Below are 25,071 nucleotides of genomic sequence, written 5' to 3'. Positions count from 1 at the left end.
TAAGGTTGGACTTAGATCAATCCCGCCAGGGGTGAAGATGGATCGGCGTAGAGCCGCCGCGCCATACGGCCGGCCAGATAGGCTTCCCGGCCGGCGATGACGGCGTGCTTCATCGCCCGGGCCATGCGGACCGGGTCCTTGGCCTCGGAGATGGCGGTGTTCATCAGGATGCCGTCGCAGCCCAGCTCCATGCCCACCGTGGCGTCCGAGGCGGTGCCCACCCCGGCGTCGACCAGCACCGGCACCTTGGCCGCCTCGACGATCAGCCGGATATTGACCCGGTTCTGGATGCCCAGGCCCGAGCCGATCGGGGCGCCGAGCGGCATGATGGCCGCGGCCCCGGCCTCCTCCAGCTTGCGGGCGTAGACCGGGTCGTCCGAGCAATAGACCATCACCGCAAACCCCTCGGCGACCAGCAGCTTCAGCGCCCGCAGGGTCTCCTCCATGTCGGGATAGAGGGTCTTGGGATCGCTCAGCACCTCCAGCTTGACCAGGTCCCAGCCGCCGGCCTCGCGGGCCAAACGAAGCGTCCGCACCGCCTCCTCGCCCGTGAAGCAGCCGGCGGTGTTGGGCAGGTAGGTGAAGCGGTCGGGCTTCACATAGTCCATCAGCAGCGGCTGGCTGGGATCGGAGATGTTCACCCGCCGCACCGCCACGGTGACGATCTCGGCCCCGGCCGCCTCGGCGGCGGCGGCGTTGGTGGCGTAGTCCTTGTATTTGCCGGTGCCGACGATCAGCCGCGAGGTGAAGGTGCGGCCGGCGACGGTCCAGCTGTCTTCGGGGGTGACGCTTTGAGCGGAGAGGGGCGCGTTCATGACCGATGTTTACGCCGGATAAGGCGACGCGCGAAGCGTCCGGGCGAATGAAATTCCAGGCGGCGGCCTGTCGTTTATTTCATCAATAGATACAATCACAGATTGCCGCCGGCCTGGCTCGGTGAAATGCTCTCCGCAACGGCCAGGCCGGCCCAAGGGGGCGAACCGTGTCCTATCTCAATCCTGTGCGACTGCATTTCGCCGGCGACTTCCGGGCCGACGTCTCGACGGTCAACAACGATCCGCTGCATTTCAACAACGCCAGGTTCAAGCGGCCGAACGACCAGCTGCCGGGGCCAGGAACCACCAACGGCTGGTGGCAGCCTGAGGGCACGGGGGCCTGGCGGCTTTCCAACTGCAGGATCACCGGCTGCGCCTCGTCGGATACCTCCGGCAAGCCCGACCCGGTCGTCGGCATGGACCTGCGCGACGCCGGCGACCGGGTCAGCGCCAAGCTGGTCGACCTGGATTCCGAGCAGCAGCTGGTCTCAACCATCTATGGCCTGAAGATGCGCATTTGCGACGGCCAGGGCGCGGTGCTGATGCAGGGCGACTTCGAGCCCACCGGCATTTGGGACATCTGGGGCCGGGCCCAGAAGTCCGGCGGCGATGTCGGGGCCTCCTGCACCTACCAGTCGGTGCTGACCCATGTGATCTGGGGCGACATCTCCGGCTCCCAGGCGCTCAAGGACCTGAGGGCGGCCAGCCTGCCCGACCGGCTCTCGGTCAAGTTCATGGTCGACGGCTATGCCATGGTCGGCGCGCGGCGGGGCTACGGCCGGCTGGTGGGGACCATCGGGCCATCACTGGCGGGCGAGCCGGATCACTTCGTCACCGGCCGGCATCTGGGGCCGACCGGCCAGACCTTCGACAACGTCATCGCCTGGCTGGACCGCAAGGGCGGCAAGGTCTGGGTGGATTTCGGCGGGGCGATCCAGACGACGATCTCCGGCGGCCCGCTGGCCAACACCGGCGATCTGCGCCTGGTGGCGTCCGGCGCCGGCGGGGCGGCTATCGACCTGGGCGCTCTGGCCCCCTACACGGCGGCCGGCTTCTATGAGGCCACCGCGGCCATCCAGGCCTTCCCGCCCGACCGCCGCCTCGGCGTCGCCGAACTGGCGGCCGTGGAGGGCGCGCCCCTGGCCATCGTCGCGGGCCCCATCGCGGCCGGGGCCAGTTTCGCCGGCCTGTCACCGCTGGCGGTCGAACCCGCCGATGGCTTGTTCTGCCGGCCCGACGACTTCGTGCTGCGCATGGAGCCGACGGTCAGCCAGACCGCCCGGATCCAGGTCAGCCGCTTTGGCGCCCCGATCGCCGGCCAGACCATCGTCACCGCGGTCACCGGCAACGGCATCGGCGGCGGGCCCGGAACGCCCGACGTCGCCGTCCCCCTCAAGGCCGTCAAGCCCAAGGCCGCCAAGCCGACCGACAAGGACGGCTGGGCCGATATCGTCATCGCCGCCACCGACCCGAACAACCCCCGCGGCTATATCGACGGCCAGCTCTACGCGCTCGAGGTCCGGGTGAAGGGCGCGGCCTCGGCCGGGACCGACTTCGACGCCAGCTGTTTCATCTCCATCCTGCTGTTCAACGCGGTCAAGCCGGTGGACAAGCCGCTGTGGCCCGACGTGCTGCCGATCTTCATGCAGTACGCCAACCTCTATCCCCGCCCGCACGGCCCCGACCGCTATGTGCCGTTCGCCGCCAAGCCGCCGCTGCATCCGGTGGTCAACCTGGGCGACTACGACGCCGTCGCCGGCTACGCCAAGCGGATCCACGACGCTCTGCTGCTGCCGCTGGAGCACCCCAACCACATGCCGGTCGTGCGCGACCTGTCGGACGGCAAGCGGGCCCTGCTGCTCAAATTCCTGGACCGGGTCATGGCCGGCGAGAATGTGCGGGGCCCGCCGGTCAAGCCCTTCGCGCCCAAGGCCATGGCCGCCGCCGAAGCCGGGCCGCCCTCCCAGGACGGCTTCGATCCCGGCCTGGGCGGCAAGACCACGGCGCTGGGGCGGATCAACCGCGCCCCGGCCAAACCCGCCAAGAAACCCTGATCGGAGACACCCATGCTCTACCTGCGCGCGGCGCCGGTCTCCGGTCTCGACGGTCTCCAGACGGCCCTGCAGAACGCCGTCCAGCTCGAACACGCCACCATCCCGCCGTATCTGACCGCCTTCTACACCCTGGCGGCGGCCACCCCGGGCGTGGCCCAGGCCCGGGCCATCATCCGCAGCGTGGTGATGCAGGAGATGCTGCACATGCTGCTGGCGTCGAACATCCTCAACGCCATCGGCGGCGCCCCGGCCATCAACGCCAAGGGCTTCATCCCGAGCTATCCGGGGCCGCTGCCCATGGGCATCGGCTACGAGGACGGACCCAAGGGGCTGGAGGTCGGCATCGTCCGCTACTCGCAAGGAACGGTGCAGGACGTCTTCATGAACATCGAAGAGCCCGAGCAGCCGATCACTATTCCGGTCAAGCCCATGGCCCTGGCGGCCGTCGCCCCGAAATACCAGACCATCGGCCAGTTCTACGGAGCCGTGGCGGCCGAGATCAAACGGCTGGGGCCGGCCATCTTCACCGGCGACCGCGCCCGCCAGGTCACCGACATGCCCGGCGCCATCGAGGTCATCGATGTCGACACCGCGCTCGCCGCCATCCAGGTCATCGTGCGCCAGGGCGAGGGCACGCCCGCCTCGCCGCTCGATATGAGCCATGAGCTGGCCCACTATTACCGCTTCGAGGAGCTGGCCAAGGGGATGACCATCGTCCCCGACCCGCACCCGCCGGGCTACGCCTTCGATCCCAACCAGCCGATCACCGTCGACGACAAGGCCGACGTGACCCCGATGGTCGACAATCCCCAGCTCGTCGACTTCTCCGGCGACTGGCGGGCCCAGCGGCTGGCCGACGAATGCGACATCATCTACGGCAAGCTGCTCAACGCCCTGCATCTGACCTTCAACGGCCAGCCGCACCGGCTGTTCGACGCCACGGCGGTGATGTTCGAGTTCAAGAACGCCGCCGAGGAGCTGCTGCAACAACAGCTGACCAAGGGCCCGAATGCCGGACAGTACGCCGGGCCGCGTTATCTCTATGTGGGTCCGCAATGACGGCCGTTCGCTGGACTATCGCGATCGTCCTGCTGCTGGCCTTCATCCTGGTCCCCTGGATGCTGTTCGACGCCACCATCACCCGCATGGTCGGCGAGGTGTTCGCCAGCCCGGCGGCCCACGGGCCGCTGATCGCCCTGCTGATCGTGGTCCTGCTGGCCCTGGACGTCATCCTGCCCACGCCCTCCAGCCTGGTCAGCGTGGCGGCCGGGGCCCTGTTCGGCTGGGTGCTCGGCGGCGTGCTGATCTGGCTCGGCATGACCCTGGGCTGCCTGCTGGGCTACTGGCTGGGCGCGCAGGCGGGCCGGCCCCTCGCCCGCCGCCTGCTGGGCGAAGCGGAACTGGCCAAGGCCATGCGGCTCTCCGGTCGGGTCGACGGTCCGGCCCTGGCCCTGACCCGCGCCGTGCCGGTGCTGGCCGAAGCCACCACCCTGGCCGCCGGCGCGGCGGGCGTCCCGCTGGGCCGGTTCGTGATGGTCACCAGCCTGGCCAATGCCGGTGTCGCCGCCGTCTATGCCGGCGTGGGCGCGGCGGCGCTGTCGCAGGGGTCGTTCCTGCTGGCCTTCGCGGCGGCGGCGGGCCTGCCGACCCTGGCCTGGCTGCTCGTCCGCCTCAGCCGCCGAACGTCCGCCGCAGCGTGAGGCGGGCCGTGGTTCCGGGGCCGCTGAAGCCGGCGCCGGTCTGGTAGTCCGTGTCGGTCAGGTTCTCCACCGAGGCGGTCAGGGCCAGATCGTCCCGGGGCTTCCAGGTCAGCCGGGCGGCCAGGGTCGCATAGCCATCCAGCTCGATGTCGGCGGTGGGGATCGAGGACTCCAGCCGCTCGCCGACATAGTCCAGCGTCAGGCCGGCGGTCAGGCTCGGCGCTACCCGCCAGTCCAGATCCGCTCCGCCCCGCCAGCGCGGCCGGCCGCGCAGCTGGGCGCCCGTGCCGCGGTCATAGGTCTCGATGTAGGCCAGCCGGCCCCTGACGGTCAGCGTCTCGCCCAGCGGCGTCTCGCCGGTCAGGGTGACCCCGCGCGACACCACCGCCGCCACATTCTCCAGGTGCGGGAACGGCGTCGGGAGGAAGTCGATCAGGTCGCGATAGCGGCTGTAGAAGCCGTCGGCCTCGAACCGCCCGCCGCCGGGCAGCCGCCAGGCCAGGGCCAGGTCGATCCCCTGGCTGGTCTCGGGCCGCAGGGCCGGGTTGCCGACCAGGGGGTTGGCCAGGGCGTAGAAGCTGGGGGCCTTGAAGCCGCTGCCCACCGCCGCCCGGGCCGTGAAGCCGCCGTCCGGCGCGGCCCAGGCCAGGGCCAAGCCACCCGTGGCGCGGGTATCGAACCCCTCGGGCCGGTCGGCGCGGGCCGCCAGGTCCAGGCTCCAGCCGCCGTTCCGGTAGCCGGCCTCGGCGAAGGCCGAGACGGTGTCGCGCTCCAGGTCGAAGCTGGTCGGGAGCGGAAAGCCGAAGAACGTCAGGGTCCCCCGGCTGTCCCCCGTCTCGCGCTGGGCCTCGGCGCCGAGCGCCAGCCGCCAGTTCGCCGCCGGCTCGGCGCGCAACACTGCCTGGAGGCGGCTGCGCGTGAAGCGGGTCGAGGATTGCGAGGCCGGCAGGCCGAACGGGTCACGCAGGCCGGGCGCGACGCCGGGACTGTCGATGTCCTCCTCGCGGCGGAAGACCGAGGCCAGGACCTCCAGGTCGCTCCCACCGCCCAGCGCCCAGCCGAACCGCACGCCGCCGACACCCTGATCCGCCTCGCGCCGTTCTGGCGTGCGGATCACCGCCAGCCGGTCGCCGCCGCTGTCGTCCGGGAAGCCCTCGCTCTGGGTGTGCGAGAGGCGGAACACCGCACTCCGCAGCCCCGCCTGACCCGCATCCGCGGCCGCCAGCTTGCCGCTCAGCGAGCCGCCCTCGAACGATGAGCCCGGTGTCGGCTCGCCGCCATCCTCCCATTGCGCCGACAGCCCGCCGGCATAGCCGCCCACCGGTCCGCGCCAGGCGCCCAGCACCAGTCCGTCCCCCTCGCTCCCAACGCCCGCCTCGATCCTGCCGCCCGGTTGGGTCCCGGCCGGCAGGATCAGGTTGATCACCCCCGCCAGCGCCCCCGAGCCATGCACCGCCGAGCGCACCCCCGGCGCGATCTCGATCCGCTCCAGATCACCGATCCCCAGCGCCGAGGCGTCCACCGCCCCGCCACGGCTGTCGGTGGCGTCGTTGAGCGGAATGCCGTCCAGCATCACCACGGTGAAGTTGGGATCGGCCCCCCTTAGATAGATCGACCCCACCCCGGCCCGGCCGCCGGGCTGCAGGACGAAGATGTCCGGCTGGCCGGAAAGGACCTGGCCCAGGCTGGCGCCGGGCGTCTGGCCTGCAATGGGCAGGGTCCTGACCGTCGTGTCACCGGCCAGCGCCGGCAGCCGCGAGGCGGTGACCACCACCTCGTCCACGGTCTGGGCCTGAGCGCCGTGGGCCGCCGCCAATCCCACGCCCGCCAGCAGCCACCAACGCATCCGCAATCGCCCCCGTCCTCGTCGCCGAGGACACAGTGCAATCTATGCGGGGATATGGGAAGACATTCTCCTCAGGACTCGGACCTGATCATCCCGACCCTCAGATCGGTGGCGAGGTAGACGCAGGCGTCGTCCGCGAACATCTGGCCGTTGGCCACCCCCAGCGCCAGCCGGCCGCGCCGCGCCTGCCGCAGGCTCACCTCGTAGCGCACGAGACGGGTGGCGGGCGTCACGTCGCCGCGAAACTTGACATCCCCCACCCCAATGGCCCGACCCTTGCCCGGCGAGCCCGACCAGCCCAGCCAGTAGCCCAGCATCTGCCACATGGCGTCCAGCCCCAGGCAACCGGGCATGACCGGGTCGCCCGGGAAATGGCAGGCGAAAAACCAGAGGTCCGGGTTGATATCCAGCTCGGCGACGATGTGCCCCTTCCCGAACTCGCCGCCGTCGAGGCTGAGCTGCGTGATCCGGTCCATCATCAGCATCGGCGGGGCGGGCAGCTGCGCATTGCCGGGACCGAAATAGCCGCCCTGGCTGGAGAGCAGCAGGTCGTCCTTTGTGTAGTGGGACTTGGGGGTGTGAAACGCGTGGGGGTCAGCCATTGAGTTCCTTCCTGGCCTGGGCCCCGGCCGCAGCCTGCATCGCCGGCAGGCGCAGGGCGGCGGCGACAAAGACCCAGATCTTCTCGGTCAGCTCGACGCGGTCGGGGCGATTCTGGCTCGTCAGCGCGCCGACCAGCGCCTGGCGGATGCCCCCGATCAGCAGGGCGATGGTCAGGCGCGGATCGAGGTCGGGGGGAATAACCCCGTCACGCTGGCCTGCCCGCAGATTGTAGGCGCCGGCGGTCAGCTGGCGCCTGGTGAAGGCCTGTTCCACATCCAGCACCTCGGCGGCGCGGCTCAGCGGCCCGACGACCAGCGGCGCGAACGGGTGGTCGTAGTGGAATGAGATATAGGCGGCGATCCGCTCCTTCTCCCGGCCCGCCCAGTCGGGCGAAACCAGCTTCGAGGGGCTAAAGGCGGCGTCTTCGAGGCGGTTGTAGAAGGCCTCCACCACGGCGGCGATCAGGCCCGCCTTGGACCCGAAGTGGTGGTAGGCCAGCCCGACAGACACCTTGGCCCGTTTGGCGACGGCCTGCATCTCCAGCAGGCCATGGGTGTGGACCAGCTCTTCCTGGGCGGCGCGGATCAGGCGCTCGGGCGTGCCGATCTTCGTGACGCCCATGGAAGGCTCCGACTCTGAATTGAATTCAATTTAGGTGGGAGCCCGCGCGGACGGCAAGCGCTATTTCCAACCTCCGTCAGCGGCTGGAGAGCACGAAGCTGTTGCCGTCCGGGTCCTTGAACTTGGCATAGGTTCCCCAGGGCTGCTTCTCCGGCGGCCCCTCGAACTCCACCCCCCGGGCGCTGAGCTGCTTGTAGCTGTACTCGACGTCGTCACAGGCGAAGGAGCCGTTGAAGAAGGTCCCGACCCGGTCCTCCTGCCCCTCGGGCGTGAACAGCACTATCCCGGTCTGGGCGCCCGGGATGGAGAGCTCGATCCAGCGCTGGCCTGGGCCCATGGGCTGGTCGGTGGCGACGCGGAAGCCCATCTTCTCGGTCCAGAAGGCCAGAGCCGCGTCCTGGTCGCGGGTGGGAATGCTCACGAACTTCAGCTGCTTGATCATCTTGGCCTCCGGACGTGATTGTTAGCGCGCTGCCCTTGCTGACCGGAAGTATGGCAGCCAATGCTATGGCAATGACTGCCTCGCCCATCGAACTCGACCGTTACGTGATCGACACCCTGATGGTCGACCTGGTCGGACACGACCGTCACCCATCGGCCTTTCTGGTCTATCTGGCGCTGGCCAATGCCGAGAGCAGCGGAAGAATCGCCCTCAGTCACGCTGAGTTGGCCGAACGAACAGGCCTTTCCAAGCGGTCCGTGCAGAATGCCGTCGAGCGGCTGAAGCGCCGCAACCTGATCGGCGTCTATGGCGACGCGCCGACGGAGGTGAGGCGGTACACAGTCCATACGCCCTGGCGGAACACGCGGGCCACGGAAACGGGGCGGACCTATGCGCGGACCCTCACCTTCCATAACGGCAGCACGAAAACCCAACAGGTCGCCATCGAGCCCTGGGCGCTTGCTTACGAGGTCGGGCCCGGGGGCGTTCTGGAGGTCAGCTTCGACGATACCGATTCAGAAAGCCATTCACAGGTTGTGGTCACCGACGACTGGGTGACATTGGAGGTCTACGGCCAGGAGCCCACCGTCAGGCTGGATGGCAAAACGGTCTGGCCCTAGCCCCCGCCGATAAACGTCACGATCTCCAGCCGGTCGCCCTCGGCCAGGGCCACGTCCGCGTAGGTCGACTTCGGCACGATTTCGAGGTTGCGTTCGACCGCCAGCTTGCGGCCGTCCAGGCCCAGGGCCGCGACCAGTCCGGCCACAGTCAGCGGCGCCTCGAAAGCCCGCTCTTCGCCATTGATAAAAATCCGCATCTCGGCCGAGCTTGTGACCCCGGCCGCCGGACGATACAAGACCCGCCGAACAACGGCGGGGCTAAATGCCGAAACCGATCTATGTGCTGAGCGGACCCAACCTCAATCTCCTGGGGGTGCGCGAACCCGAAATCTACGGCCGGGACACCCTGGCCGACATCGAGACCCGCTGCGTGGCGCGGGTGAAGGACCGTGGGCTGACCCTGGTCTTTCGCCAGTCCAACCATGAGGGCGAGCTGATCGACTGGGTCCAGGAGGCCCGGGAATCGGCGTCGGCGCTGATTCTCAACCCGGCGGGCTATGGTCACACTTCCGTGGCCCTGCTCGACGCCCTGAAGACTCTGAGTATACCCATCGTCGAATGCCATCTGTCGAACCCGGCGGCCCGCGAGACGTTCCGTCGTAAGACCTATGTATCCCTGGCCGCTACTGGAGTTGTTTCCGGCTTTGGGGCGGCAAGCTATGAACTGGCGGTGGAAGCCGCCGCCGGCCTGATCGGCGCCTGACCGATCCGGCCTGTCTGACAACAGCTAAGGTAATCCTTTCATGTCCAACCCCAAGGCCGCCGCTGAGACTGCCGTGGCGCCAAGCGGCGCCGCCAGCGCCATCGACGCCCGTCTGGTGCGCAAGCTGGCCGACATCCTCAACGACACCGGCCTGACCGAGATCCAGGTCGAGCACGGCGGCCTGAAGATTCGCGTCGCCCGCGAGATCACCATGCAGGCCGCCCCCACCCAGATGGTCGCCGCGCCGCAGATGATGCACGCGCCCCAGGCTGCTCCCGCGCCCGTGGCCGCCGCGCCCGCTGCGCCCGCGCCCGCCGCCCCGGCCGCCGTTGCGGTCGACGCGGTGAAGTCGCCGATGGTCGGCACCGTCTACCTACAGGCCCAGCCCGGTTCGCCGCCCTTCGTCAAGGTCGGCGACACCGTCACCGCCGGCCAGACCCTGCTGATCATCGAGGCCATGAAGACCATGAACCCGATCCCCTCGCCCAAGGCCGGCAGGGTGGTCGAGCTGCTGGTCGTCGACGGCCAGCCGGTCGAATTTGGCGAACCGCTCGCCGTGATCGAGTAGGCGCAGCGTGTTTGAAAAGATCCTCATCGCCAACCGGGGCGAGATCGCCCTTCGGGTCCACCGGGCCTGCAAGGAAATGGGCATCGCCACGGTCGCCGTGCACAGCGAGGCCGACGCCGGGGCCATGTGGGTGCGGCTGGCCGACGAGAGCGTCTGCATCGGCCCGGCTCCTGCCGCCAAGAGCTATCTGAACATCCCCTCGATCATTGCCGCGGCCGAGATCACCGGGGCCCAGGCCATCCACCCCGGCTACGGCTTCCTGTCGGAAAACGCCCGCTTCGCCGAGATCGTCGGGCGGCACGGCTTCACCTTCATCGGGCCCAAGCCCGAGCACATCCGCATGATGGGCGACAAGATCACCGCCAAGCAGGCGGTGAAGGAGGCCGGCATCCCCGTGGTGCCCGGCTCCGACGGCGCCGTCACCACCGAGGAAGAAGCCTTCGCGGCCGCCGAGGAGATCGGCTTTCCGGTGCTGATCAAGGCCACCGCCGGCGGCGGCGGGCGCGGCATGAAGGTCGCCAAGACCCGTGAGGATCTGGCCGAGGCGGTCTCCACCGCCCGCTCGGAAGCCCGGGCGGCGTTCGGCGACGACGCGGTCTATATGGAGCGCTACCTCCAGAAGCCGCGCCATATCGAGCTGCAGGTCATCGCCGACAGCTTCGGCAATGTCTGTCACCTGGGCGAACGCGACTGCTCTCTGCAGCGCCGCCACCAGAAGGTGCTGGAGGAGGCCCCCTCCCCGGCTCTGACCGCCAAGGAGCGGGCCGACATCGGCAATGTCGTCGTCGAGGCCATCCGCAAGATCGGCTATCTGGGGGTGGGCACCATCGAGTTCCTGTGGGAGAACGGCGAGTTCTTCTTCATCGAGATGAACACCCGCCTGCAGGTCGAGCACCCGGTCACCGAGGGCATCACCGGCATCGACCTCGTTCGCGAGCAGATCCGCATCGCCGCCGGCCTGCCGCTGTCCTTCACCCAGAAGGAAGTGGTCTTCGAGGGCCACGCCATCGAGTGCCGGATCAACGCCGAGAACCCGCGCACCTTCACCCCCTCGCCGGGCAGGGTCACCGACTTCCACGCCCCGGGCGGGCTGGGCGTGCGGCTCGATTCGGCCCTCTATGCCGGCTATTCGATCCCGCCCTACTACGACAGCCTGATCGGCAAGCTGATCGTCCATGGCCGCGACCGCGAGGAATGCATCGCCCGCACCCGCCGGTGCCTGGCCGAGATGGTGGTGGGCGGCATCGAGACGACCATCCCGCTGTTCCAGGACCTGCTGGCCAATCCCGACATCATCGCCGGCGACTACGATATCCACTGGCTGGAGCGCTGGCTCGCGAGCCAGGGATGAAATCGGCGGCCACCCTGCTAGATAAGCCAGGGTGAACCCGTTCGATATCGAGGACCTGATCGACTGCTACCGCCGGGGCGTCTTTCCGATGGCCGACGCGCGGGACGACGAGCGTGTCTTCCTGATCGATCCCGAGCGGCGCGGCGTGCTGCCCCTCGATAAATTCCACGTCCCGACCCGCCTGGCCCGCACCATTCGCGCCCGGCCCTTCGAGATCAGGATCGACACCGCCTTCGACGCCGTGGTCGAGGCCTGCGCCGAAGCCGTGACCGGCCGGCCGGAAACCTGGATCAACCGGCCCATCCAGCACCTCTATGGCGAACTGCATGAGCGGGGCCTGGCCCATTCGGTCGAGTGCTGGCAGGGCGGCGCCCTGGTCGGCGGCCTCTATGGCGTGGCGCTGGGCGGGGCCTTTTTCGGCGAGAGCATGTTCAGCCGCGCCCGCGACGCCAGCAAGGTGGCGCTGGCCCATCTGGTCGCCCGGCTGAAGGCCGGCGGCTATGTGCTGCTGGACGCCCAGTTCATCACCGACCACCTGACCCAGTTCGGGGCGCGGGAAATCGGCCGGACCGACTATCGGCGGCGACTGGAAAAAGCGCTGGCGGTCGAGAGCGACTTCTACCGCTTCGCGGGCGACGGCGCGGGTCCGGCGGTTTTGCAGGAAATCAGCCAGACGTCATAGACCGGGTGCTTGACCGGATTGATGGCCGGCGAGGAGGCGAACATCCAGCCCTTGAACACCCCCTTGGCCTGCGGCGGCAGCCGGCCGGGCTGGGCCTTGGGCTGGCTGACGATCTCCACATAGGCCGAGGAGTCGGCGATCAGTTCGTCGGAGGCCGTGGTCTCGCAGGCTTTGACGTTGATCACCAGGGTCTTGTAGCGGATCGGCTGGCCGACCGGGGCCTCGAAGCGGAAGGTCTCGGCGGTGACCTTGTCGAGCGCCTGCAGGATGGCGGCCGGCGAGCGGGCCCGCTTCTGCGGCTCGGCCGGCTTGGCCGCGGCCGGTTTCTTCTTGTCGATGACAGCGGGCTTTTCGGTCTCGGTGGGCGCGACCTCAACCTTGGGCGTGGGGGCGGCTGGCGGCGCGGGCGGCGCTTCTTCCGGGGCCGGCGCGCTGGGCGTCACGGGAGCCGGTGTGGGCGCGGGGCTCTCAGGCGCCGGCGCCGGTGGCGTGTTCTGGGCCAGGACGGCGCTGCCCGCCGCCAGCGTAGCGACCAGGGTCAGGACAAGCTGATATCGGCGACGCACGCCCTACTGCTCCGGCAGCCAGGCCTGATAGTCGCCGGTCGCCGGATCGCGCTGACCGCCCTTGGCGATCGAGCCCTTCGGCCGCCAGGCGTGGACGGTGCCGGTCAGGTTGGGCAGGTGATCCTTCTCCCACGACCGGCGCAGCAGCGGCGCGATGGTCGGCGGCTCCTCGAACGTATAGTGCAGCCAGCCGTGCCAGTCGGGCGAGACCTTCGAGGCCTCGGCATAGCCGTTGTAGATCACCCAGCGGCGCTTGCGGCCCTTGTCGTAGCTGTCCTTGTCGTCGCGGGCTTCGTAATATTTGTTGCCGGTCTCGTCCTGGCCGACCAGCCGACCGCGGCGGCCGATATGGATTCGCTGGCCAAGGGTGGCGCCGTTCCACCAGGTGAAGATCGCTTTGAACACGCTTGGAATCCAGTGTCGGTAAGGGCTGCGAGAACGGCCGGACCATAGCTTGCGCCCCTGCCACAGTCCAGCAAAGCCGACCGCCGCGCCCGTGTGTCGCCGCACCCCATATCTTGTGGATTTGTGGTCGCACCCCCGCAACATCTATTGCGAGCCCGGGGGGCGACCTTTACCTTCCGGGCCGGTGAAGGAGGCGTCCCGAATGCGGTTTGCGAGGCGACTGGCCAAGGCCCCCGGGCCGGCGGTCGAACTGCGCACGGTCGAGACCGCCGCCGCCCTGACCGGGGTGCTGGCCCCCAAGGGCTGGACCGACGCCCGGGTCGAGGCCTGGCTGGACTGGGCCTGGACGCATCCCCCCGAACTCCCGGCGGGCGACCTGCCGCCCGGCCTGCTGGCCGAAACCCCGGAGGATGGCCTGCTGGGCGGCGGCCCGGGCCGCTACGCCCGCCGCATCGGCGCCCTGGGCTGGCTGGGGGGCCTGTTCGACCGGCCCGCCGACGCCCTGGCCTTTCGTGACGAGCTGGTGGCCGCCATGCTGCAGGGCCTGGTCGCCTTCGGGCGCGCCAGAGGCCCGGCGCCCGCCGTGCTGGCCGGCCCAGGCCTGGCCCAGGATCTGGAAGCCTTCGCCGCCCGCCGCCTGGCCCATGACCTGGCCGAGACCGGGGCCCGCGCCCTGGCCGGCCGGCTGGAGCAGGTCAGCGACGCGGTCCGCCGCTGCGAGGGCGACGCCGCCGCCTGCGGTGACCTCGCCGGCAACCCGGCCCTGGCCCGCGCCGCCCTGGCCGCCCGCCAGGCCGGCGCTGCCGACGCCCAGATCTCCGACGCCATCGGCCTGGGGATAGCCGCCGCCCGCACCGGGGCGCCCATCGATCTGCTGCCCGCCCCGGCCCCGACCGCCATCGCCGTGCTGCCAACCGCCGACAGCCCCGAGCGCCGCCGCCTGGCCGAACTGGCCTGGCGCGACGGCGGCCTCACCGTCTGCCTGAAACCCGCCGACGCCGAGACCCTGGCCGCCCGCGCCGCCGGCCCCACCGCCGCCGTCGACCTGATGGGCCTGCTCGACGGCCGCCTCTCGGGCGACACCCTGGCCCCGCTGCTCAGCCTGGTCGCTATGGCCCTGAAGCTCGACGCAGGGGCCGGGCGTCCCGCTCTGACGCTGGCGGGCACGGCCGACCTGATGATGGCCGGCGGCCCGGCCTATGACGTCAAGGCTGTAGCCGCCCTCTGGAAGGCCGCCGCCGTCGCCGGCCAGGGCCTGCTGTCGCCCTTCGAGGACGCCGAGCTTTCCCTGCGCCTGGGCGGCGCGCCGCTGGGGGCCGCCGCCTGGACCGGGGCGGTCACCGCCGCCGAGACCGCCGATGGCGCGGTCGTCAGGGTGCTGTCCGAGCCGGCCCTGCGCGTCCTCAAGCGCCTGGAGATCGACCCCGACTCCGCCCGCCGCCATGCGCTCGGCAGCCAGACCCTGGAGGACGCGCCGGGCCTCGACGCCGCGGCCCTGGCCGGCGTCGGCTTCTCGCCGCACGAACTGGCCGCCGTCGAGCAGGCCCTGCCCCAGGCCGCCAGCCTGGCGGACGCCTTCTCGCCCGCCGTGGTCGGGGCCGACTTCCTGGCCGACGTGCTGGGCGTCTCGGCCGAGGCCCTCGCCGACCCGGCCTTCGACACCCTGGGCTTCGCCGGTTTCGCCCGGGAGATCGTGACGGCCGCCGAGCTGCACATCCTGGGACACGGCCGCCTCGACACCCTGCCGGGCCTCGACGACGCCGCCCGCCTGCTGCTGCGGGAGACCCCCGCACCCGCCGACCGCCTGGCCTTGGCCGCCGCCCTGGAGACCGCCTGCGCCGCGCCGGGTGTCACACCGCTCGACCTGCCCTTCCTTTCCTCGCCCCTGGAAGCCCTGGCCGCCATCGACCAGGCCGCCGCCCTGGGCGTCCGGGCTGTCGAACTGCGCCGCGCCCCGGCCCCCGCCCTCTTCCGTCTGGACATTCCCGAAGTCGCCGAGGCCCAGCGCCGGGTCGATCCGCCGCCGCAGGCGGAACGTATCGTCGAGCGGATCGTCGAGCGCGACCGCAGCCGCCGCAAACTGCCCGACCGCCGCAAGGGCTATATCCAGAAGGCGGCCGTCGGCGGCCACAAGGTCTACCTGCACACCGGCGAATACGACGACGGCGAGCTCGGCGAGATCTTCATCGACATGCACAAGGAAGGCGCCGCCTTCCGCTCGCTGATGAACAACTTCGCCATCGCGATCTCGATCGGCCTGCAGTACGGCGTGCCGCTGGACGAGTTCGTCGACGCCTTCGTCTTCACCAGGTTCGAGCCGGCCGGGCCGGTGACGGGCAATGACAGCGTCCGCTCGGCCACCTCGATCCTCGACTATGTGTTCCGCGAGCTGGGCGTCAGCTACCTGGGCCGCGACGACCTGGCCAACGCCGACAGCGAAGAGCTCAACGCCGATGGCCTGGGCCGGGGCAAGGCCGACGAGCCGCAGCCGGCCTCGCACTTCATCTCCAAGGGCTTCTCGCGCGGCGCGGCGCCCGACAACCTGGTCTTCCTGCCCTTCGGCGGCCGCAAGGCCGAGGAGCCGTCCGGCGAACTGCGCGCCGCCGGCGTCTGCGCGGCATGCGGGGACCTGGCCCTGGTCCACGGCGTCTGCGAGACCTGTGGGGCGCAGGCGGGGGATGGACGGACGGGCTAGTCTCCTCAGCCCTCCACATTTCAGCCGTCATGGCCGGGCTTGTCCCGGCCACCCATAGACTCCGGGCGTCAAGGGTAACGCGGACAGACCGGCGGCCAATCGTCATCGTCGGTGTGTATGGGTCGCCGGGACAAGCCCGGCGATGACGGAGTTGTAGGGGTTGGGCGTGAGTGCCTATCCTCGGTCCGACGCTCACCTGGCCTTAAGTTTGCTTGGGTAAGGTTACTCCTGACCCAAATCGACGAAGGCCGCCTTCCGATGAAACGCCTGACCCTCGCCGCCATCGCCGCGCTCTCGCTCAGCGGCCCGGCCATGGCCCAGAACGCCGGCCAGATCGCCCGCGTCCAGGCCGGCGCCAGCTGCCCGCGCTGCAACCTGTTCCAGGCCGACCTCGAGGGCCGCACGCTCAAGGGCCTGAACCTCTCCGGCGCCCGCCTGCGCCAGGCCAACCTCTCGGCCGGGGTCTACAACCGGGCCAGCTTCGCCGGCGGCGACCTGCGTGACGTCGAGGCCTCGGCCAGTGTCTTCTCCTCGTCCAGCTTCGTCGGCGCCAACCTGACCAACGCCAGCTTCGTGGGAACCTACCTGCAGGGCGCCAACTTCCGGGGGGCCATCCTCAGCGGGACGAATTTCTCGGGCGCCGAGATGGACCGGGCCGTGGGCCTTAGCCAACGCCAGCTCGACCAGGCCTGCGGCGACGAAGCCACCACCCTGCCCGCCGGCCTGCGGATTCCCGCCTGCCGCTAGGGCGGCGGGCGGTTTCCCCTGATATTACCGCGAATTAAGTGGCGCCCTGCGCGCCAAAGCGTCAGATCGTCGTGTCGGGGACAGTAGAACCCTTTACCCGGAGCTGATGATCAATGTCGCGTTTCGCCCTCGGCGCCATTCTGGCCGTTCTGACCACCGCCGCGTTCGGCGGGCAGGCCCAGGCCATGATCGACGACAAGGACATCGCCAAGGTGGTCTCGTTCGGCGGCTCCTGCGCCAAGTGCGAACTGTCGGGCCGCAAGCTGGTCGGCGCGACCTTCATGGGCGCCAACTTCATCCAGGCCAATCTCAGCGGCGCCGACCTGCGCGGCGCGGTGTTCCATGGGTCCAACCTCAGCGGCGCGGACCTGTCGCGGGCCGACCTGCGCGGGGCCGAGCTGTTCGGCACCCGCTTCGTCGGGGCCAATTTCACCGGGGCCCGGATGGACGGCGTCGAGGGTGCGGGGGCGGTATTCATCCGCGCCAACCTCACCAAGGTCAGCGCCACCGGCGCCGAACTGCCGGCCGCCGACTTCAGCGGGGCCATCCTGGCCGGCGCCAACTTCTCCGGCGTCGACATGCCCCATATCCTGGCCATGGGCGTGGACGCGCGCGGGGCGAACTTCTCCAACGCCGAACTGACCGGGGCTCATTTGAACGGCGGCCGGTTCCAGAACGTCTCGTTCCGCGGCGCCGACCTGAGCACCGCCGACCTCAGTGGCGCGATCTTCACCGGCGCCGACTTCCGCGGCGCCGAACTCAGCCGCACCCGGCTGGATGGCGCCGATCTCTCCAGCGCTCGCGGCCTCACTCAGGACCAGCTTGATGAGGCCTGCGGCGACGCCGGCGCCCGCCTGCCCCCGGGCCTCACGGTGCGGCCGTGCAAAACGGGCGGACGTCGGGTGATCGTCGTCAGCGGCGTCCGCGTCCCCAAGCCACCCAAGCCCCCGAAGGCGCCCAGGCCGCCAGCCCCGCCGAAATACGTCACGGTGGCGGGGGAGTAGGCTTCCCCGGGGCTCAGACCTTGATCGGCGGCGCCAGGCGGATGTGCAGTTCTTTCAGCTGCTTCTCCGAAACTTCTGACGGCGCGCTCATCAGCAGATCCTGCCCCTGCTGGTTCAGCGGGAAGGCGATGACCTCGCGGATGGCGGTCTGGCCGGCCAGCAGCATGACGATGCGGTCGATGCCGGGGGCCAGGCCCCCGTGCGGCGGAGCGCCATAGCGGAAGGCGTTCAGCATGCCGCCGAACTGGCTCTCGACCACGTCGGCGCCGTAGCCGGCGATCTCGAAGGCTTTCAGCATGATCTCGGGCTTGTGGTTCCGGATCGCCCCGGAGCACAGCTCGTAGCCGTTGCAGACGATGTCGTACTGGTAGGCCAGGATCGACAGCGGATCCTGGGTCTCCAGCGCCTCCAGCTCGCCCTGCGGCATCGAGAAGGGGTTGTGGCTGAAATCGACCTTCTTCTCCTCGTCCGACCATTCGAACATCGGGAAGTCGACGATCCAGCAGAACTCGAACCGGTCCTCGGGGATCAGCTTCAGTTCCGTGCCCACGCGGGTGCGCGCCAGGCCGGCGAACTTGTAGAAGACCTTCGGATCGCCCGCGACGAAGAAGGCCGCGTCGCCCTGGCCCAGGCCCAGGCCGCTCATCAGCGCCTGCGCCTGTTCGGCGCCCAGGTTCTTGGCGATCGGGCCGCCCCAGCCGCCCTGGTCTTCGGACCAGAACACATAGCCCAGGCCCGGCTGGCCCTCGCCCTGCGCCCAGCTGTTCATGCGGTCGCAGAAGGCGCGCGAACCGCCGCCCGGCGCCGGCACGGCCCAGACCGCGTTCTTGGCGTCTTCCAGGATGCGGGCGAAGAGGCCAAAGCCGCCGCCGCGGAAGCTTTCCGAGACGTCGCTCATCTTGATCGGGTTGCGGGTGTCGGGCTTGTCCGAGCCATACCAGGCGATGGCGTCACGGTAGGGGATGCGCGGGAACGGATAGGGCGTCACCGCCTTGCCGTCGGCGAATTCCTCGAAGACGCCGTGCATCACCGGCTCGATGGCCGCGAACACGTCTTCCTGGGTGACAAAGCTCATCTCGACGTCGAGCTGGTAGAATTCCAGGCTGCGGTCGGCGCGCAGGTCCTCGTCGCGGAAACAGGGGGCGATCTGGAAATAGCGGTCGAAGCCCGAGACCATCAGCAGCTGCTTGAACTGCTGGGGCGCCTGGGGCAGCGCGTAGAACTTCGAAGGATGCAGGCGCGAGGGGACCAGGAAGTCCCGCGCCCCTTCCGGTGAGGAGGCCGTCAGGATCGGGGTCTGGTACTCCAGGAAGCCCTGGCCGACCATGCGCTTGCGGATCGAGTCGATGACCTTGGAGCGCAGGACGATGTTCCTGTGCAGGGTCTCGCGGCGCAGGTCGAGATAGCGGTGCTTGAGGCGGATGTCCTCGGGATAGTCGGGCTCGCCGAACACCGGCAGCGGCAGCTCGGCCGCTTCAGACAGCACTTCAAGGTTGGTGACCCGCACCTCAACCTCGCCAGTGGCCAGGTTGGGGTTGAAGGTCTCGGGAGAGCGGGCGACGACTTCGCCATCCACACGGATCACGCTCTCGGCGCGCAGGCGTTCGATCAGGTTGAAGCCTGGCGTGGTCGGACCGACGACCAGCTGGGTCATGCCATAGTGGTCGCGCAGGTCGACGAACAGCAGACCGCCGAAGTCGCGCTTGCGATGGACCCAGCCGGACAGGCGCACCGTCGAACCGGTGTCGGTGCTGCGGAGCTGGCCGCAGGTATTGGAGCGATAGGCGTGCATCTAAATAGCCGTCTTTGGGGCGGTTTTTGCGAGGCGCGGAAGGGCGCATGACGACCCCCGATTGTCAAGGCGGGGCGAGCGCTCCTACATGCGCTGCATGACCACCGCAGACCAGCAATACGAGGAAGCGGCCCGCCGCGAACTGGCCGCCTGGAAGGCCCAGCTGACCAAGCCGGCCGGCCCGATGGACGCCGCCGCCAAGCACTTCCAAGGCACGGTCAACCGGCTGATTCCCGAGAAGGTCCATGCGGCCATCACCAAGGCTATCGAGGGCCTGACCCGCGGCATCGTCACCGGCGCCGACTGGCTGACCGCCGAACCCCTGAAGGGCGCCAGCCTGCAGGACCGCGAACAGAGCATCGCCACCGCCACCGCCTCCTGGCGCACGGCGGCGGCGGCCGAGGGCGGGGTGACCGGCGCGGCGGGTTTCCTGGGCTCGGCGGCCGACTTCCCGGCCCTGCTGGCGCTGAAGTTCAAGCTGCTGGTCGAGACGGCGGCGCTCTACGGCTACGACGCCAAGGACTGGCGTGAGCGGCTCTACCTGCTGTGGATCTTCCAGCTGGCCTTCTCCAGCGGCGCCTCGCGGATCGAGCAGCTCGAGCGGCTGGCGAACTGGGACAAGAACTTGGCCGCCCTGCCCGCCGGCCCGGAGGACTTCGACTGGCGCCGCTTCCAGCAGGAGTACCGCGACCACATCGACCTGGCCAAACTGGCCCAGATGCTCCCCGTCGTCGGGGCGCCGGTCGGGGCGCTGGTCAATTTCAACCTGATGCAGAAACTGGCCGAGACGGCGAAGGGGGCCTATCGGATGCGGTGGTTCGCTTGAGCGAGATCCTGAGAAAACCGGAGCCCTGGCCGGCCTTTTGGAAGGGCTTCGGCCTCTTGGCCCTCCCCGTGGGCGCGGCGGTCGGATTCCATATCGCAACGACGCCGCGCACGCCGGAGGACGCGGCATGGGGGCTTGGAGGCGCGCTCGTCATGTCGTTGCTGAGCGGCGCGGTCACGGGCGGCTGGGAGCTGGTTCGGCTGTGGGCCTATAATAGGGTGACCATTTCACGGGAGTTCGACCCCGAGAACTAGCGCCCGGTGAAGTTCCCCGGCCGCCGCTCGCTGACCGCCCGCACGCCTTCGGCGAAGTCGGCGGTCTTGCGCAGGATGGCCTGCTGGGCGTGTTCGTGGTCGGTCTGGGCCTTGATGGCCTCGACCAGGCCGGCGCGCAGGGTGGCGCGGGTCGCCTGGACGGCCAGGGGGGCGTTTCCGGCGATTTCATTGGCGAGGGCCAGCGCGGCGGCTTGAAGGGTCTCCAGCGGCTCGACAGCGTCGACCAGGCCCCAGGCGAGGGCCTCGTCGGCCTTGAGGCGGCGGCCCGTGAGGCTCATCAGGGCGGCGCGCTGCTGGCCGATCAGCCTGGGCAGGCTGTGGGTCAGGCCAAAGCCTGGATGGAAACCCAGCTTGACGAAGTTGGAGGCGAAGCGGGCCTCCGGCGCGGCGATGCGGAAGTCGGCCATCACAGCCAGGCCCAGCCCCGCGCCGATGGCGGCGCCCTGGACGGCGGCGACGATGGGCTTCTTCGCGGCGAACAGCCGGGCGGCCTGACTGTAGAGTTCCAGGGTGGTGTCCTTGCCGCTCAGCAGGCCTGTGGGGGCGGTCAGGTCGGCGCCGCCGCAGAACACCTTGCCGGCCGCGGCCAACACCACGGCCCGCAGCTCAATCTCGGCGTCGACATCCTCAAGGGCGTCGGCCAGGTCGCGGATCAGGTCGACCGAGACATGGTTGTTGGGCGGCCGGTCGATGGTCAGCACGGCCACATGACCTTCGCGCGCAGCGGAAATCTCGCCGTATTGCGTCTTCATCGCTCTCGCTCCCCTAGCGCCGTCCGCCCAGGCGGTTTCTTGCCACGACCCACTTATGCACTTCGGTGGGCCCTTCATAGATGCGCATGGTTCTGAGGCGCGAGGCCATCAGGTGCAGCGGCAGCTCGCGGGTCATGCCCATGGCCCCGAACACCTGCATGGCGTGGTCGACCACCTCCCAGGCCATCTCGACGGCGTAGGCCTTGATCATCGAGGTCTCGGTGCGGACGTCACGGCCCTGGTCCAGCTTCCAGGCGCAGTCATAGGTCATCAGCCGGGCGGCATGGATGCGGGTGGCGGCGTCGGCGACCCACCACTGGATGGCCTGGCGCTCGGACAGGCGCGCGCCGAAGGTCGAGCGCTGCGGGGCGTAGTCGCAGATCATGTCCAGGGCCCGGCTGGCCATGCCGACCGACCAGGCGGCCATCTCGACCCGCCGCGTGCCCAGGCGAAGCTGCATGGGGGCGAACCCGGCCCCCTCCTCGCCCAGCAGCTTCCAGCCCTCGACCCGGCAATCCTCCAGGGCGATCTCGTAGGTCGCCGCTCCGCCGATCATCGGAATGCGGCGCAGGACGTTGAAACCGGGCGTTCCCTTGTCGACCAGGAAGGCCGAGACCCCCGCCCGCTTGCCCTCCTCGCGGCGGGTCACCGCCATGACGATGGTGAAGTCGGCCTCGGCGGCGCGGCTGATCCAGATCTTGCGGCCGTTCAGCACCCAGTCGTCGCCGTCCCGCTCGGCTTTCGTGGTCATGCCGGACGGGTCGGCCCCGGCGCCCGGCTCGGAGATGCCCATGGCCGAGATGGTCTCGCCGCGAACATAGGGCTCCAGATAGGCCTCGCGCTGGCGGGGCGTGCAGGTCGCCATCAGCATGCGCAGGTTGGGGCTGTCCGGCGGCAGGGTGTAGGGGGTGATGGTCCGCCCCATCGCCTCGTTGACCCCCACCAGCGCCACCGCCGGCAGGTCGGCGCCGCCGATGTCTTCCGGCGCGTCCAGGCCCCAGAGGCCGAGCTCATGGGAAACCTTGTCGATCTTCGCCTTCTCCGCCGCCGACAGGCCCGGCGGCTTGCCGGCCGCCTCGCGTTCCAGGATCAGCGGCTCCAGCGGGATCAGCTGGTCGGCCACGAAGCGCTCGGCCAGGTCGCGGATCATCCGGTGTTCTTCGGAAAGGTCGAAATCCATCACGGCTACTCCGGCGCGGTTCTGGAAGCGTGGCCGACCTCGGCCAGCACCTCGGCGGTGTGCTCGCCCATGCGCGGGGCGTGACGGCGGACATTGGCCGGGGTGACCGAATAGTGGACGGGCGGTCGCAGACCCCAGTAGGGCCCGGCGTCGGGGTGCTCGTAGTGCTCGAACATGCCGACGGCGGTGAGGTGCGGGTCGGCGGGCAGATCATCCAGGCGGTTGAGCGGAATGACCGGTATCTGCAGCGGTTTGAGGACGGCCAGCCATTCGGCGGTGGTCTTGGTGCGGGTGACGGTCTCGACCAGGGCGTAGAGTTCGCGCGCATGGCGCCCGCGCGAGCGATCGTCGGCGAAGCGCGGATCGCTGGTCAGAAGCTCGCCCATGCCCGCCGCCTCGAAGAAGGCCTGCCATTGGCCGCCGGTATAGGGCAGCAGCCCGATATGGCCATCGAGGGTGGTGAAGGGCTTGCGCTCGGGATTGGTGACCCGGACATAGCTCCACTGGCCGGTCGGCGGGTCGTAGACATGGCCGAAGAAGTGCTCAGCCAGGTTGAAGCTGGTCACGCACTCGTACATCGGCACCTCGACGAACTGGCCCTCGCCGGTCTTCTGTCGGTGGAACAGGGCCGCCAGGATGGCCTGGCCCATGAACAGGCCCGAGACCTTGTCGGCGACCAGGCTGGGCAGGTAGCGGGGCTCGGGCCGGCCGTCGGTGCGGTTCAGCAGATCGGCCATCCCCGAGGCGGCCTGGATCAGGTCGTCATAGGCGGGCTCTCCGGCATAGGGGCCGTCGGAACCGTAGCCGGCGCCATGGACGTAGATGATGTCGTCCTTCAGGGCCCGCACCGCCTCGTAGCCCAGGCCCAGCCGCTCCAGCCCCTCGTAGCGGACCGAGGCCACGAAGACGTCGCAGGTCGGGATCAGGGCCCGCAGCGCCGCGGCGTCCTCAGGGACGCGCAGGTCGAGCAGGACCGAGCGCTTGTTGCGGTTGATGGTCATGAAGATGGGCCCGAGGTCCGGCGGCGCGCCTTCCGGCGTCATTCCGGCCCAGCGCATGATGTCCCCGCCCCCGCCGCGCCGGCCGCCTGGAAACTCCACCTTGATCACGTCAGCGCCCAGGTCGCCCAGCTGCTGGGTGGCGTAGGCGCCGAACACCACGCTGGTCAGGTCCAGGATGCGGATCCCGGCCAGCGGGCCGGTCGGCTTGGTCGCGAGGGTCTTGGTCTGTGTCATGCGGCAAAGGTGTCACGGACATCCCGGCGGCGCATGATCTGAGCGTCATTTCCATATATGTGGAATTGCGTATGACCGCCGTCGTCAAATCCGCCCAGCGCGCCTTCGCCGTGCTCGAACTGTTCGAGCGCGAGCGGCGGCCCCTGAGTCTGACCCAGGTCGTGGGCCTGCTGGGCTATCCGACCTCCAGCGCCGCGGCGCTGCTCAAGAGCCTGATCGTCATGGGCTATCTCGAATACGACCGCTCCAGCCGGACCTACGGGCCGACCATGCGGATCGTGGCGCTGGGCCAGTGGGTGCGCGACCAGCTGTTCGGCAACGGCGCGGTGCTGGGGGCCGCCCAGCGTCTGCATGCCGAAACCGGGCTGACGGTGGTGCTGGCGGTGCAGTCCGACCTGCACGCCCAGTATCTGCATCTGGTCCATTCCGGCGAGCCGCTGCGGACCGCCGTCACGCCCGGCCAGCTGCGGCCGCTGGCCAGTTCGGGGATGGGCTGGCTGCTGCTGGCCGCCCAGCCCGACCGCGAGGTGCGCCGGCTTGTTCGCCGGATAAGATATGCCGGGCTGGAGGCGCGGGTCGACATGGCGGCCCTGCTGGCCCGGCTGCACGAGGTGCGGGTGCGGGGCTATGCCTTTTCCCGCGACGGGGTGAGCCCGGGTTTCGGCCTGATCGGGGCCCTGATGCCGGCCACGCCCAATGGCCGGCGGCTGGCGATCGGCCTGGCGGGCCGCACGGGCGAGCTGGAGGCGCGAGAGGCCGATCTGGCCGCCCGTCTGCGCGCCGCCGTGGCCCTCTGAACGACAATCGTCCACAGGCGACCTGCGCCTATCCCCGGCCGGGCGCTCCCGTCACATCGACCCGACGCCAGGGCTTTGCTAACCATCCGGCCGTGAGCGCCCTCCGCCAGCTACGTCTGCCCCTCCCCGCGACCGCCGGCCCGGCTCGCGCGCCGTTCGCCGCCTCGCCGGTCAACCGGGTGGCCCTGGCCGCCGTCGAGGCCTGGCCGGCCTGGCCCGGCGCCCTCCTGGCCCTGGTTGGGCCGGAAGGCTCGGGCAAAAGCCATCTGGCCAGCCTCTGGCAGGCCCGCGCCGGCGCCCAGACCTGGGACGGCCAGCCGCTCGACACGCTGACGGGCCCGCTGCTGATCGAGGACGCCGACCGGCTGGACGGCGAGACCCTGTTCCATCTGATAAACATGGCCCCGAACCTGGGCGGCCTGCTGCTCACCGCCCGCGAGCGCCCCGTCAGCTGGCCCGCCGCCCTGCCCGACCTGCGCTCGCGGCTCAACGCCCTGACGGTCGCGGAACTGGCCGAACCTGACGACGCGGTGCTGGCCGCCATGCTGGAGAACCTCTTCGAGGCCAGCGGCATCCGCCCGGCAGCCGACGTCTATCCCTATCTGCTGCGCCGCATGGAACGCTCGGCCGCCGCCGCCCGCGCGGTCGTCCATGCCCTGGACGAGGCCTCGGCGGCGGAGCGGCGCGATGTCAACCGCGCCCTGGCCCGCGAGCTGTTCGAGCCGGCCAACACCGACATGTTCGACGACGCGTGAGCCTGAAAGGCCGGCGGTTTAGCGCAATCGTCACAGT

The 25,071-nt window shown here is 69.8% G+C and carries 27 protein-coding genes; 15 read left to right on the top strand and 12 right to left on the bottom strand.

Going from position 1 to position 25,071, the window contains the following annotated elements; genetic code table 11:
- Window positions 1-11: 11 nt before the first annotated feature.
- Window positions 12-815 (bottom strand): thiazole synthase, encoded by an 804-nt coding sequence (locus QO010_RS03145; protein ID WP_307345816.1) that lies wholly within the window; start codon window positions 813-815, stop codon window positions 12-14.
- Window positions 816-1,000: 185 nt separating this feature from the next.
- Here QO010_RS03145 and QO010_RS03140 point away from each other — a divergent pair, with 185 nt between their 5' ends.
- The 3 genes from QO010_RS03140 to QO010_RS03130 are packed head-to-tail and all read left to right on the top strand — an operon-like array spanning window position 1,001 to window position 4,569.
- Complete coding sequence (locus QO010_RS03140) at window positions 1,001-2,869, top strand: hypothetical protein (protein WP_307345814.1); 1,869 nt, start codon at window positions 1,001-1,003, stop codon at window positions 2,867-2,869.
- 12 nt (window positions 2,870-2,881) lie between these two features.
- Window positions 2,882-3,928 (top strand): ferritin-like domain-containing protein, encoded by a 1,047-nt coding sequence (locus QO010_RS03135; protein WP_307345812.1) that lies wholly within the window; start codon window positions 2,882-2,884, stop codon window positions 3,926-3,928.
- Window positions 3,925-4,569, top strand: coding sequence for a VTT domain-containing protein (locus QO010_RS03130; protein WP_307345809.1), 645 nt, complete (start codon window positions 3,925-3,927; stop codon window positions 4,567-4,569). Before QO010_RS03135 ends, QO010_RS03130 begins: the two co-directional genes overlap by 4 nt.
- On the opposite strand, the gene QO010_RS03125 is transcribed toward QO010_RS03130, so the two are convergent.
- The 4 genes from QO010_RS03125 to QO010_RS03110 all read right to left on the bottom strand — a co-directional run bounded on the left by QO010_RS03125 (window position 4,541) and on the right by QO010_RS03110 (window position 8,081).
- Window positions 4,541-6,415 (bottom strand): TonB-dependent receptor plug domain-containing protein, encoded by a 1,875-nt coding sequence (locus QO010_RS03125; RefSeq protein WP_307345808.1) that lies wholly within the window; start codon window positions 6,413-6,415, stop codon window positions 4,541-4,543. The genes QO010_RS03130 and QO010_RS03125 overlap by 29 nt on opposite strands.
- 71 nt (window positions 6,416-6,486) lie before the next feature.
- Window positions 6,487-7,017 carry a bifunctional 3-hydroxydecanoyl-ACP dehydratase/trans-2-decenoyl-ACP isomerase gene (gene fabA / locus QO010_RS03120; protein WP_307345806.1) on the bottom strand — a complete coding sequence of 177 codons (531 nt, stop codon included), beginning with the start codon at window positions 7,015-7,017 and terminating at the stop codon, window positions 6,487-6,489.
- A complete protein-coding gene (locus tag QO010_RS03115; protein WP_307345804.1) occupies window positions 7,010-7,639 on the bottom strand; it encodes a TetR/AcrR family transcriptional regulator in 630 nt (209 codons plus the stop codon). Before QO010_RS03115 ends, fabA begins: the two co-directional genes overlap by 8 nt.
- A 76-nt stretch (window positions 7,640-7,715) precedes the next feature.
- Window positions 7,716-8,081, bottom strand: a complete 366-nt coding sequence (locus QO010_RS03110; protein WP_307345802.1) for a VOC family protein — start codon at window positions 8,079-8,081, stop codon at window positions 7,716-7,718.
- 71 nt (window positions 8,082-8,152) lie between these two features.
- On the opposite strand from QO010_RS03110, the gene QO010_RS03105 reads away from it, so the two are divergent.
- The gene (locus QO010_RS03105) at window positions 8,153-8,701 is read left to right on the top strand and encodes a helix-turn-helix domain-containing protein (protein WP_307345801.1); all 549 of its coding nucleotides are present in this window, start codon (window positions 8,153-8,155) and stop codon (window positions 8,699-8,701) included.
- Here the strand turns inward: QO010_RS03105 and thiS are convergent.
- On the bottom strand, window positions 8,698-8,898 hold the full coding sequence (gene thiS / locus QO010_RS03100) for a sulfur carrier protein ThiS (protein WP_307345797.1): 201 nt from the start codon (window positions 8,896-8,898) through the stop codon (window positions 8,698-8,700). The two genes, QO010_RS03105 and thiS, sit on opposite strands and share 4 nt — an antisense overlap.
- Before the next feature lie 65 nt (window positions 8,899-8,963).
- Here thiS and QO010_RS03095 point away from each other — a divergent pair, with 65 nt between their 5' ends.
- From QO010_RS03095 to aat, 4 genes are read left to right on the top strand one after another with little or no spacing between them, the layout of a single operon-like run.
- On the top strand, window positions 8,964-9,404 hold the full coding sequence (locus QO010_RS03095) for a type II 3-dehydroquinate dehydratase (protein WP_307345796.1): 441 nt from the start codon (window positions 8,964-8,966) through the stop codon (window positions 9,402-9,404).
- Window positions 9,405-9,444: 40 nt separating this feature from the next.
- A complete protein-coding gene (gene accB / locus QO010_RS03090; RefSeq protein WP_307345794.1) occupies window positions 9,445-9,972 on the top strand; it encodes an acetyl-CoA carboxylase biotin carboxyl carrier protein in 528 nt (175 codons plus the stop codon).
- Between the two features lie 7 nt (window positions 9,973-9,979).
- On the top strand, window positions 9,980-11,323 hold the full coding sequence (gene accC / locus QO010_RS03085) for an acetyl-CoA carboxylase biotin carboxylase subunit (protein ID WP_307345791.1): 1,344 nt from the start codon (window positions 9,980-9,982) through the stop codon (window positions 11,321-11,323).
- 31 nt (window positions 11,324-11,354) lie between these two features.
- The gene (aat, locus tag QO010_RS03080; protein ID WP_307345789.1) at window positions 11,355-12,005 is read left to right on the top strand and encodes a leucyl/phenylalanyl-tRNA--protein transferase; all 651 of its coding nucleotides are present in this window, start codon (window positions 11,355-11,357) and stop codon (window positions 12,003-12,005) included.
- On the opposite strand, the gene QO010_RS03075 is transcribed toward aat, so the two are convergent.
- On the bottom strand, window positions 11,942-12,571 hold the full coding sequence (locus QO010_RS03075) for a DUF2155 domain-containing protein (RefSeq protein ID WP_307345787.1): 630 nt from the start codon (window positions 12,569-12,571) through the stop codon (window positions 11,942-11,944). The two genes, aat and QO010_RS03075, sit on opposite strands and share 64 nt — an antisense overlap.
- Window positions 12,572-12,574: 3 nt before the next feature.
- Window positions 12,575-12,976, bottom strand: coding sequence for an NADH:ubiquinone oxidoreductase subunit NDUFA12 (locus QO010_RS03070; RefSeq protein WP_307345785.1), 402 nt, complete (start codon window positions 12,974-12,976; stop codon window positions 12,575-12,577).
- Between the two features lie 202 nt (window positions 12,977-13,178).
- On the opposite strand from QO010_RS03070, the gene QO010_RS03065 reads away from it, so the two are divergent.
- The 3 genes from QO010_RS03065 (at window position 13,179) to QO010_RS03055 (ending at window position 17,422) form a co-directional block, all read left to right on the top strand.
- The gene (locus QO010_RS03065; protein ID WP_307345783.1) at window positions 13,179-15,671 is read left to right on the top strand and encodes a TSCPD domain-containing protein; all 2,493 of its coding nucleotides are present in this window, start codon (window positions 13,179-13,181) and stop codon (window positions 15,669-15,671) included.
- 258 nt (window positions 15,672-15,929) lie between these two features.
- Complete coding sequence (locus QO010_RS03060) at window positions 15,930-16,418, top strand: pentapeptide repeat-containing protein (protein WP_307345781.1); 489 nt, start codon at window positions 15,930-15,932, stop codon at window positions 16,416-16,418.
- 113 nt (window positions 16,419-16,531) lie between these two features.
- Window positions 16,532-17,422 (top strand): pentapeptide repeat-containing protein, encoded by an 891-nt coding sequence (locus QO010_RS03055; RefSeq protein ID WP_307345778.1) that lies wholly within the window; start codon window positions 16,532-16,534, stop codon window positions 17,420-17,422.
- Window positions 17,423-17,435: 13 nt separating this feature from the next.
- On the opposite strand, the gene aspS is transcribed toward QO010_RS03055, so the two are convergent.
- Window positions 17,436-19,214 carry an aspartate--tRNA ligase gene (gene aspS / locus QO010_RS03050; RefSeq protein WP_307345776.1) on the bottom strand — a complete coding sequence of 593 codons (1,779 nt, stop codon included), beginning with the start codon at window positions 19,212-19,214 and terminating at the stop codon, window positions 17,436-17,438.
- A gap of 97 nt (window positions 19,215-19,311) precedes the next feature.
- Here aspS and QO010_RS03045 point away from each other — a divergent pair, with 97 nt between their 5' ends.
- Both QO010_RS03045 and QO010_RS03040 read left to right on the top strand, forming a co-directional pair.
- Entirely contained in the window at window positions 19,312-20,040 is a 729-nt protein-coding gene (locus QO010_RS03045) for an EcsC family protein (protein WP_307345774.1), read from the top strand.
- Window positions 20,037-20,294: a hypothetical protein gene (locus QO010_RS03040; protein ID WP_307345771.1), complete on the top strand. Its 258-nt coding sequence runs from the start codon at window positions 20,037-20,039 to the stop codon at window positions 20,292-20,294. Before QO010_RS03045 ends, QO010_RS03040 begins: the two co-directional genes overlap by 4 nt.
- Here QO010_RS03040 and QO010_RS03035 read toward each other — a convergent pair.
- From QO010_RS03035 to QO010_RS03025, 3 genes are read right to left on the bottom strand one after another with little or no spacing between them, the layout of a single operon-like run.
- Complete coding sequence (locus QO010_RS03035) at window positions 20,291-21,067, bottom strand: enoyl-CoA hydratase/isomerase family protein (protein ID WP_307345768.1); 777 nt, start codon at window positions 21,065-21,067, stop codon at window positions 20,291-20,293. The two genes, QO010_RS03040 and QO010_RS03035, sit on opposite strands and share 4 nt — an antisense overlap.
- A gap of 13 nt (window positions 21,068-21,080) precedes the next feature.
- On the bottom strand, window positions 21,081-22,247 hold the full coding sequence (locus QO010_RS03030) for an acyl-CoA dehydrogenase family protein (protein ID WP_307345767.1): 1,167 nt from the start codon (window positions 22,245-22,247) through the stop codon (window positions 21,081-21,083).
- A 5-nt stretch (window positions 22,248-22,252) separates the two neighbouring features.
- Window positions 22,253-23,482, bottom strand: a complete 1,230-nt coding sequence (locus tag QO010_RS03025) for a CaiB/BaiF CoA transferase family protein (protein ID WP_307345764.1) — start codon at window positions 23,480-23,482, stop codon at window positions 22,253-22,255.
- Between the two features lie 71 nt (window positions 23,483-23,553).
- Between QO010_RS03025 and QO010_RS03020 the strand changes: the two genes are divergently transcribed.
- Both QO010_RS03020 and QO010_RS03015 read left to right on the top strand, forming a co-directional pair.
- Window positions 23,554-24,279 carry an IclR family transcriptional regulator gene (locus QO010_RS03020; RefSeq protein ID WP_307345761.1) on the top strand — a complete coding sequence of 242 codons (726 nt, stop codon included), beginning with the start codon at window positions 23,554-23,556 and terminating at the stop codon, window positions 24,277-24,279.
- Between the two features lie 92 nt (window positions 24,280-24,371).
- Window positions 24,372-25,034 carry a P-loop NTPase family protein gene (locus tag QO010_RS03015; protein ID WP_307345760.1) on the top strand — a complete coding sequence of 221 codons (663 nt, stop codon included), beginning with the start codon at window positions 24,372-24,374 and terminating at the stop codon, window positions 25,032-25,034.
- The last annotated feature ends 37 nt before the right edge of the window (window positions 25,035-25,071 follow it).

Source organism: Caulobacter ginsengisoli (assembly GCF_030814835.1).
Taxonomy (GTDB): Bacteria; Pseudomonadota; Alphaproteobacteria; order Caulobacterales; family Caulobacteraceae; genus Caulobacter; species Caulobacter ginsengisoli.
This window is presented reverse-complemented; position numbering and strand designations above follow the sequence as displayed.